Source organism: Desertihabitans aurantiacus, from assembly GCF_003344635.1.
In the GTDB taxonomy this organism is placed as follows: Bacteria; Actinomycetota; Actinomycetes; order Propionibacteriales; family Propionibacteriaceae; genus Desertihabitans; species Desertihabitans aurantiacus.
On sequence record NZ_QPKK01000326.1, the window covers coordinates 1 to 3,617 of the forward strand.

Consider the following 3,617-nt stretch of genomic DNA (forward strand, 5'->3'; position numbering starts at 1 on the left):
CCGCGGCGGTGGTGGCCCGGGCGCGCCAGGCCGGGGTCGGGGTGGCCGACCTGGCGCGCTACCGCGTCCGGTCGGCGTCCGGGGCCGGGCTGGTGCTCGGCTTCGGCAACCTCCGCGACGGCCGGGAGCGGGAGGCCGTGGCCCGCCTCGCCCAGGCCCTGCGCGGCTGAGCCGCGACGTCGCGCGCCGTCCACGCCGCTGCTGGTAGGGTGGACCGCTGGTCGACCCTTCGACCACGTCCCTTGCCACGACCCGTGGCCGGGGCACGCATTCGCCCTCCTGCCACGGGGACGTCCCGTGGCCGCCGAGACCAGAGGAGGTGGAGTTCGCGATGCGCAAGTACGAGGTGATGGTCATCATCGACCCGGACACCGACGACCGCCAGGTGAACCCGCTGCTGGAGCAGTACACCAAGGTGATCACCGACGCCGGTGGTTCGATCGAGAACGTGGACGTGTGGGGCAAGCGCCGCCTCGCCTACGAGATCCAGAAGAAGACCGAGGGCATCTACGCCGTCATCAACCTGACCGCGACCCCCGAGGCCGTGCAGGAGATGGACCGGCTCTTCGGCATCAACGAGCAGGTCATGCGCACCAAGGTGCTGCGTCCCGACGCGCACTGAGGTCGGCGGCTCCCGGGATCCGGGAGCTGTCCACAGCCACCGGGTCGAGGCCTCGAAACCCGTCGGACCCGCGTGGCACAGTGATCGCAGACACGACGTCCAGGCCTTCTGAGGCCCTCGAACAACGGAGCGAACATGGCTGGCGAAACCGTCATCACCCTGGTCGGCAACCTCACCGCCGACCCCGAGCTGCGGTTCACCCCGTCCGGAGCGGCCGTGGCCAACTTCACGGTGGCCTCGACCCCGCGCACCTTCGACCGCCAGAGCGGTGAGTGGAAGGACGGCGACGCCATGTTCCTCAACTGCGCGGTCTGGCGACAGGCGGCCGAGAACGTGGCCGAGTCCCTGCAGAAGGGGATGCGGGTCATCGTCCAGGGCCGGCTGAAGTCGCGCAGCTACGAGACCCGCGAGGGTGAGCGTCGCACCGTGTTCGAGGTGGACGTCGACGAGATCGGCCCGGCGCTGCGCTACGCCACGGCCAAGGTCACCCGCACCAGCTCGGGCGGTGGCCAGGGCGGTGGCGGCGGCTTCGGCGGTGGGAGCGGCGGCCAGGGCGGTGGTGGAGGCTACGGCGGCAACGGCGGCAGCCAGGACTCCTGGTCCGGCGGCGGCAACCGTGGCGGCGGCCAGCCCCAGCAGGACCCCTGGGCCCAGGCCCAGAGCGACGAGCCCCCGTTCTGATCGACACCGTCCTGATCTGCGATCACCGACCCGCTCGAAGGCCGAGGTAGCTCGGTCCCGCAACTGAACACACAACGCCCCGCCCGTCGGGGAGCGACAGGCACATTCCGGCTCCGGCCGGGCTCAGATGAAGGAGCACCACAATGGCCCCACGTGGCAAGCCGCCCGTGAAGAAGGGGAAGGGCGGCGCACCGGCCAAGACCGTCCGCATCGCCCACGTCGACTACAAGGACACCGCCCAGCTGCGGAAGTTCATCTCCGAGCGCGGCAAGATCCGCGCCCGCCGGGTGACCGGGCTGTCGGTGCAGGACCAGCGCAAGGTCGCCATCGCGATCAAGAACGCGCGCGAGATGGCCCTGCTGCCCTACGCCTCCACGGCGCGCTGAGAAGGAGGACCACGATGAAGCTCATCCTCACGCGCGAGGTCAGCAACCTCGGCAACCCCGGCGACGTCGTCGAGGTGAAGGACGGCTACGGCCGCAACTACCTGCTCCCGCAGGGCCACGCCATCAAGTGGACCCGGGGCGCGGAGAAGCAGATCGCCGACATCAAGCGGGTGCGTGACGCCCGTGAGATCCGCGGTCTGGAGCACGCCCAGGAGGTGCGCGATCAGATCGAGCAGCTCTCGATCCAGCTCTCGGTCCGGGTGCACGACTCCGGCCGGCTGTTCGGTGCCGTGACGGCGGCCGACGTCGCCACCGCCATCAAGAAGGCCGGCGGCCCCTCGGTCGACAAGCGCAGCGTCGAGATCGCCAAGCCGATCAAGCAGACCGGCAAGCACACCGTCGGCGTCAAGCTGCACGACGGCGTCACCGCCCACCTCCCGGTGGAGGTCGTCGGCGCCGCCTGAGCGCACGCCGCACCACGCACCACACCACAGGCCCGTCGGACCCGTTCCGGCGGGCCTGCGGCGTCCCCGGGTGGTGCCGGGGCGTGGCAGGGTGGCCGGGTGCCGATCCCCGACTTCATCCTCGAGCTGCGCTCGATGGTGGGCCACCACCCGCTCTGGCTGCCCGGCGTCACGGGGGTGGTGCTCGACGACGACGGCCGGGTGCTGCTCGGTCGGCGGGCCGACACCGGCGAGTGGGCGGTGCCAGCCGGCATCCTCGAGCCGGGGGAGCAGCCGGTGGACGGGCTGCTCCGCGAGATCACCGAGGAGACCGGCATCACCGCCGAGGTGGAGCGGCTGGTCAGCGTGCACAGCGACGACGTGGTGCACTACCCCAACGGCGACGTCTGCCACTTCCTCAGCCTGGTCTTCCGCTGCCGCCACGTCGCCGGCGAGGCCCGGGTGGCCGACGACGAGTCGCTGGAGGTCGGCTGGTTCGCCGTGGACGCGCTGCCGCCGATGACGCCGCGCCACCGCAGCCGGATCGACGCCGCGCTCGACCCGCCGGCCCAGCCCTGGCTCTGAGAGCTCAGAGCGCCTCGGCGCCCAGCCGCATCCACCGCTCGCCGCGCGCCCGCAGGCCCAGCGTGACGGCCCGGGCCAGCATCCACACGCACATCGCCCCCCACAGCCACACCAGCCCGGAGCCGGTCCAGCCGACCAGCACCGCCAGCGGCACGTAGACCACGGTGGTGACCATGCTGGCGACCGCCAGGTAGCGGGCGTCCCCGGCTCCGATGAGGACGCCGTCGAGGACGAACACCAGACCGCTCACCGGGGTGATCAGCGCGACCACCACGAGCACCCGCAGCACCTGCTGCTGGACCGCCTCGTCGGGGGAGAACAGCGGCACGTAGAGCGGGCTCGCCGCCCACACCACGAAGCCGAACACCACCCCCGCCAGCATCCCCCAGCCGACCATCCGGCGGGTCAGGCTGCGCACCAGGTCGCCCTCGCCGGCGCCGAGGTAGCGCCCGATGATGGCCTGGGCGGCGATCGCGATGGCGTCCAGGGCGAAGGCCAGCAGCGACCACAGGCTCTGCACCACCTGCTGGGAGGCGAGCACGACCGCGCCCATCCCGGTGGCCACCGCGGTGGTGGTGAGGGCGGTGACCTGCATGGACGCCGTCCGCAGCACCAGCCAGACCCCGGTCCGGGCCGCGGCCAGCACGCCGGCCGGGTGCCAGCGCCACCGCACCCCCTCGGCCCGGGCACCGCGCAGCACCACCCGGGCCAGCACCACCGCGCCGGTGGTCTGGGCCAGCACGGTGCCCAGCGCGGCGCCGCGGATCCCCAGCCCGAGGCCGTAGACCAGGGTGACGTTGAGGACGATGTTGGCCAGGTTGATCCCGATCGCCACGTACAGCGGGGTGCGGGTGTCCTGCAGCCCGCGCAGCACCCCGGTCGCGGCCAGCACCACCAGCA

At 72.3% G+C, this 3,617-nt stretch carries 6 protein-coding genes; 5 read left to right on the forward strand and 1 reads right to left on the reverse strand.

All coding sequences use genetic code 11. The features are described 5' to 3' along the window. Positions 1 to 331 precede the first annotated feature (331 nt). The 5 genes from rpsF (at position 332) to DVA66_RS18255 (ending at position 2,717) form a co-directional block, all read left to right on the forward strand. Positions 332 to 622: a 30S ribosomal protein S6 gene (gene rpsF / locus DVA66_RS18235; RefSeq protein WP_114561317.1), complete on the forward strand. Its 291-nt coding sequence runs from the start codon at positions 332 to 334 to the stop codon at positions 620 to 622. Between the two features lie 135 nt (positions 623 to 757). Then, positions 758 to 1,303, forward strand: a complete 546-nt coding sequence (locus tag DVA66_RS18240; RefSeq protein WP_114561314.1) for a single-stranded DNA-binding protein — start codon at positions 758 to 760, stop codon at positions 1,301 to 1,303. A gap of 143 nt (positions 1,304 to 1,446) precedes the next feature. Continuing rightward, entirely contained in the window at positions 1,447 to 1,689 is a 243-nt protein-coding gene (gene rpsR / locus DVA66_RS18245; RefSeq protein WP_114127330.1) for a 30S ribosomal protein S18, read from the forward strand. A gap of 14 nt (positions 1,690 to 1,703) precedes the next feature. Then, positions 1,704 to 2,153 (forward strand): 50S ribosomal protein L9, encoded by a 450-nt coding sequence (gene rplI, locus DVA66_RS18250; RefSeq protein WP_114561315.1) that lies wholly within the window; start codon positions 1,704 to 1,706, stop codon positions 2,151 to 2,153. Between the two features lie 135 nt (positions 2,154 to 2,288). Then, positions 2,289 to 2,717, forward strand: coding sequence for an NUDIX hydrolase (locus DVA66_RS18255; RefSeq protein ID WP_408608933.1), 429 nt, complete (start codon positions 2,289 to 2,291; stop codon positions 2,715 to 2,717). Positions 2,718 to 2,721: 4 nt separating this feature from the next. On the opposite strand, the gene DVA66_RS18260 is transcribed toward DVA66_RS18255, so the two are convergent. After that, positions 2,722 to 3,617: MATE family efflux transporter (locus DVA66_RS18260; RefSeq protein WP_114561318.1), on the reverse strand; the 896-nt coding region annotated here is incomplete at its 5' end.

What these genes read in the sequence shown, in the direction of transcription:
- rpsR (WP_114127330.1), top strand. Translation starts at nt 1,447, where the DNA reads ATGGCCCCACGTGGCAAGCCGCCCGTGAAGAAGGGGAAGGGCGGCGCA.
- DVA66_RS18240 (WP_114561314.1), top strand. Translation starts at nt 758, where the DNA reads ATGGCTGGCGAAACCGTCATCACCCTGGTCGGCAACCTCACCGCCGAC.
- DVA66_RS18255 (WP_408608933.1), top strand. Translation starts at nt 2,289, where the DNA reads ATGGTGGGCCACCACCCGCTCTGGCTGCCCGGCGTCACGGGGGTGGTG.
- rpsF (WP_114561317.1), top strand. Translation starts at nt 332, where the DNA reads ATGCGCAAGTACGAGGTGATGGTCATCATCGACCCGGACACCGACGAC.
- rplI (WP_114561315.1), top strand. Translation starts at nt 1,704, where the DNA reads ATGAAGCTCATCCTCACGCGCGAGGTCAGCAACCTCGGCAACCCCGGC.